General features: G+C 66.7%; 8 protein-coding genes. 6 read left to right on the top strand and 2 right to left on the bottom strand.

The genetic code is table 11. The features are described 5' to 3' along the window. The coding region (locus tag ABD912_RS23215) for a carbohydrate-binding protein (protein WP_345154821.1) at positions 1-371 on the top strand (371 nt) is incomplete at its 5' end. 19 nt (positions 372-390) lie between these two features. Here the strand turns inward: ABD912_RS23215 and ABD912_RS23210 are convergent. Both ABD912_RS23210 and ABD912_RS23205 read right to left on the bottom strand, forming a co-directional pair. Next, complete coding sequence (locus tag ABD912_RS23210; RefSeq protein WP_345154819.1) at positions 391-1,176, bottom strand: SGNH/GDSL hydrolase family protein; 786 nt, start codon at positions 1,174-1,176, stop codon at positions 391-393. Between the two features lie 134 nt (positions 1,177-1,310). Next, a complete protein-coding gene (locus ABD912_RS23205; protein WP_345154817.1) occupies positions 1,311-1,580 on the bottom strand; it encodes a hypothetical protein in 270 nt (89 codons plus the stop codon). Positions 1,581-1,730: 150 nt separating this feature from the next. On the opposite strand from ABD912_RS23205, the gene ABD912_RS23200 reads away from it, so the two are divergent. From ABD912_RS23200 to ABD912_RS23180, 5 genes are all read left to right on the top strand, one after another. Then, positions 1,731-2,180 (top strand): hypothetical protein, encoded by a 450-nt coding sequence (locus ABD912_RS23200; RefSeq protein ID WP_345154814.1) that lies wholly within the window; start codon positions 1,731-1,733, stop codon positions 2,178-2,180. Then, positions 2,177-2,503: a hypothetical protein gene (locus tag ABD912_RS23195; RefSeq protein ID WP_345154812.1), complete on the top strand. Its 327-nt coding sequence runs from the start codon at positions 2,177-2,179 to the stop codon at positions 2,501-2,503. The genes ABD912_RS23200 and ABD912_RS23195 overlap by 4 nt, the downstream gene beginning before the upstream one ends. 51 nt (positions 2,504-2,554) lie before the next feature. Beyond that, positions 2,555-3,487, top strand: a complete 933-nt coding sequence (locus ABD912_RS23190; protein ID WP_345154810.1) for a peptidoglycan DD-metalloendopeptidase family protein — start codon at positions 2,555-2,557, stop codon at positions 3,485-3,487. 2 nt (positions 3,488-3,489) lie between these two features. Then, positions 3,490-3,927 carry a hypothetical protein gene (locus tag ABD912_RS23185; protein ID WP_345154808.1) on the top strand — a complete coding sequence of 146 codons (438 nt, stop codon included), beginning with the start codon at positions 3,490-3,492 and terminating at the stop codon, positions 3,925-3,927. Positions 3,928-3,996: 69 nt separating this feature from the next. Further along, entirely contained in the window at positions 3,997-4,272 is a 276-nt protein-coding gene (locus tag ABD912_RS23180; RefSeq protein WP_345154806.1) for a hypothetical protein, read from the top strand. Positions 4,273-4,288: the final 16 nt, after the last annotated feature.

The following is a 4,288-nucleotide window of genomic DNA, read 5'->3' as shown; positions in this document are numbered from 1 at the left end:
CGGTGAAGACCGCGGCCCTGGCCGCACCCAACGTCGTCGCGTTCATCGACCCCAACGACCCCCTCGGCGTAGTCGCAACCACGCCCGCGTGGGCCGCATCCACCGCATACGCGCTCGGAGACCTCGTCGTCAACAACCGCGCAGTGTGGCGCTGCTACAGTGCACACACCTCGTCGGCATCTTTCGACACCACGAAGTGGGCGCCGACAACCTGGATCTTCGGCACGGGCAAGTCGGGATCACCGACCGGATACGGGAACGCCGACCTCTGCATCCACAGTGACGGCGTCCACCTCACCGCTCCTATCGGGAACGACTACCACACCCGACTCGTATTCGAGGCGATCAGGAAGATCCTCGCGGCGAACTGATGCGGCGAGGCCGGACGGACTACTTGAGTGCCTTGCTGATAAGCGGCTCGATCTTCTCGGCAAGGTACTCATGACCAGCATCGGTCGGGTGGACACCATCAGAGCCGATCAGCCCCTTCTTCCCCTCGGCAAACCACCCTCTGGACAAGGGGTCAACGAACGTGGCCCCAACTTCCTTGGCGGCGGCCTTCACGGCATCGCGGGAGGCACGGACCGTGGCGGGCGGGTTGCCGTCAACCCACGGCGGCCCGATGACCAGGAGCTCGGCGTCCGGCGCTGCGTCTTCCGCCGCGGCGAATGCCTCCATGGCCCCCTCGAGCACGGCGTCGTATCCGGCATCGTCGTTGCGGCTACCGAAGAACACCACAAGATCAGCGTCGGGCACCTCGCCGGCCCGAACCACCAGGTTCACGCCGCCTTCACTGGTCTTCACGTAGCCCGTGCCGCCTTCGGTGCGTAGGGTCACTGGAATGTCGAGGGCTTCCGAAACCAGGGCGGGCCAGCGGTAGTCCTTGCCGGAATCCATGCCAGAGCCCCCAGTGTAGGAGTCGCCAACAACGGCGATGTCCGGCAGGTCTGGGGCGGGCTCGGATTCTTCGGTGATGAAGACCGTGTCGGAGCCGCCATTTCCTCGCGCACCCTTGACGTCCGCGGCGATGGCGTTCATGGCCGCCGCCTTCTCCTGGGCGGGCCGTATGCCGAAAGCCCAGAAGGCCAGACCCAGGGCCACGACCCCAACCACGACCAACGCGATGTTCCGGATGAACGCATCGCGCTCCCGCTGCTGGTGATTCCTGTACGCCACGGCTTCCCCCTGCTGTCTCGACAAACGTCGATAGTCTACCCGGCGTCGACCTGCCCTTATGGCCGGATAAGTGAAGTCCCCGGCCCCCCGTGCGGAATGAGGCCCCAGGCGACAAGCCTGGGGCCTCAGTTCTGCTAGCCCTTGAAGACGTCGTAGTAGACGGGAACGTGCTTCCCGAGGCGGTGCTCCATGACGTCGACAGAATCGAGGAAGGCCGTCAGCCCGTACTCGACGCCGCCGTGCTTCTCCTGGATGTCCCAAACCTCCGCGACGCGGTAGGCCTGGGCACCGCGGAAGACGAACTGACCGGCCGCAGGAGTGGTCTCGGTGTACTCGTTGTCCCACTCCTCCCCGTCGTCACCGATGTACCGAACGAAGATCTTGGGTGCTGCGTAGTCGCTCATTGCGCTCCTAACCAATTGGTGATTTGAACCCTCGAATCCTAGTTGGGTCCGCCCGCCGAGCCCCGCATTCTCACCCCGAACTCCCACGCGTACGCCCGCCAGAACCACCCCGGCGGTCCTTCCGCTTCCCTTCCCCAAGGAGGTGGCCTTGTGCCACTGATAAACCTGCTGCCGCGCCAGCGGATCCGGCTTGGCCGGAACGTTGTCCTGGTCGCGACGGTCGTCTACTGCCTGACCCGGGCGATCGCGTACCTGCCCTTCACGTACCCGCCCTACCTCCCGACGTCGGTCGCCTTGATCAGCTGGGACGGGGTCCTCGTCTGGGTGTGGGCCTCCGCCTGGGCCGTCGCCGCCGTCGTGACCGTGGCCGACATGATCAACCGGCACACCCGCTACGGGCTGTCGCTCACCGTGGCCCTCACGGTCGCTTGGTCGCTTGGCTACGTCGGCGCCTGGGCAGTCTCCGGCTTCACGTCCCGCGACTGGCTCACCTGCATCACCTACCTCGCGCCGGCCGTGATCATCTTCGGGTTCCTCATCAAGGTCACCGCCCTGCAAGACGTGATCAACCCCGCCGCTGAGGAGATCGACTCCGAATGAACCAGTCCGCCCCGGGGGGAGTGGACCCCGTCATCATCACCGCGGCCGTCACCATCGTCACGGCCGCGATCACCGCCATCGTCACCATCATCACCATCAAGATCCAGCACCGCGGCAAGCCTGAGAACGCGCTCATCGACCAACTCCAAGACGAGATGGGGAAGATGCGCAACCGCATGGACCGCTTCGAGGCCCGGGACCGGGTCTACATCCCGCACATCCTGCGCCTCAACGCGCACATCGAAGCCGGGCTCGGCCCACCCGCTCCCCCAATCCCCAAAGTCATCCTCGACTACCTCGAACCGAAAGACGGCGAGGAATGACCCAAGGCCCCGTCGACCGGCGGGGCCTTTCCCATGCCCAGGAGGCACGCCATGACGACCTTCTCCAGCCCTGTCCCGGTGGGCTGCCGGTTCACCTCCGGCTTCAACCCGGCCCGCCGCCTGTTCGGCATCGTCGCTCCGCACGCAGGCGACGACTGGGCCCCGCCCCGCCCCGGGCAGACCGGCGTGCCCGTCCTGGCGCCTGCTGACGGCACCGTGGTCGCCGCCGGCGAAGGCGTCCTGCCCGGGCACTCCGGCAAGATCGTCGTACTCGACCACGGCATCCTCAAAGACAGCCAGGGCACGGACTGGATCCGCACGAACCACGGCCACCTCGCCCGCATCCTCGTCAGCCCCGGCGAGCAGGTGAAAGCCGGCCAGCAGATCGGCATCATGGGCGACACCGGCCATGTGACAGGCATCCACGAACACATGGGCGTCGCCGAGGTCACCCTCTCCGGCGGGCGACTGAAGCTGAACTACTTCTCCCCCAAGGCGTGGCTAGCCCGGAAGGGCATCACCCCAGGCACGACCCCGCCCGTCGTGCCCGGGATCGTCGTCAAGCCGGTCGCCTCGGTGACTCCGGTCGCGAAGCCGGCGGCCAAGCCCAAGGCCACCTCGGCCAACCGGCGCATCCAGAAGGCCCTCAAGGGCATGGGCATCTGGAGTGGGGCAATCACCGGCGTCAACGACGCCAAACAGAAGGCCGGAGTCAAGGCCTTCCAAGAGGCCCACGGCCTCGTCCCGGACAAGGTCTGGGGCGCCAAGACCGACGCCCACTGGAAGCTCAACAAGCGCATCCAGACGGCCATGAACCGCTGGAAGTCCGTCACCCCGAAGCTCAAGGCCGACGGCTACATCGGCAGCCCCTCACGCCGCGCCGTGAAGCAGATCAAGACCAGCAACAAGGGCGGCGCCTGGAAGTCCACAGACACCGGCGCCACCATCACCACCGCATTCCTCACCCTGATCGGAGTCAAGTAACCATGGACACCGGAACCGACGTCCTCCTCGCCGTGATCGCCGCGGCCTTCACCATCGCCTCCCCGCTCGTCATCGCCTGGCGGAAAGACCCCAGCTGGCCGACCCTGCTCAAGGTCGGTCTGCCCATCGCGGCCTCCCTGGCCATCGCCGTGGCCTACCTCTACTTCACCGGCGGCCTCGCCGGGGTAAACCTGCTCGCCGCATTCCTGATCGCCTACGGCCTGCAGCAGCTGGTGTACTCCACCATCCTCAAGCACATCGCCACCCTGCTCGAAGAGAACACCGGCCCGTCCGCCTTCCAGCCCTCCGCCATCGACTACGAAGACACCTGGATCGACGACGACGGCGTGCAGCACGAGACCAGTGAAGCGGCCGACCTCATCCCGGGCACCACCCTGCCTGTCGACCGCGTCGCCGGCGCCGACCACCGCGCCGAATAGAACACCCCCAGCCGATACGCCCCCACCCTTCACCGGGTGGGGGCGTTTTCGTGCGTCTACGATCGGAGCATGGCCTTTACCCCGGAACCGGACCGCGTCTACCGGCCCGCCGAGCGTCAGGAGCCCTACGGCCGCGCCACCTTCCCCGACGGGTCAACGCGGGACGGCAAGGTCACGGCCTGGGAGGGCGACATGGTGCTCTTCAACTGGCCCGAACGCCACCCCGGCGACCGGCACCAACTATGGATGCCCGCAAGCCGAGTCCGGCGCATCCCCCGCCGGGAGTCCTCATGGCAAGACGCCTACGACGACCACGCCTTCTTCGAGGCGAACGGGGAACTCTAGCCCCAAGCGCCACAAG

Origin of the sequence: Arthrobacter ginkgonis (genome assembly GCF_039540195.1) — a bacterium.
GTDB classification, from domain to species: Bacteria; Actinomycetota; Actinomycetes; order Actinomycetales; family Micrococcaceae; genus Zafaria; species Zafaria ginkgonis.
The sequence above is the reverse complement of the archived record's forward strand: the minus strand, read 5'-3'. Positions and strand labels throughout refer to the sequence as shown.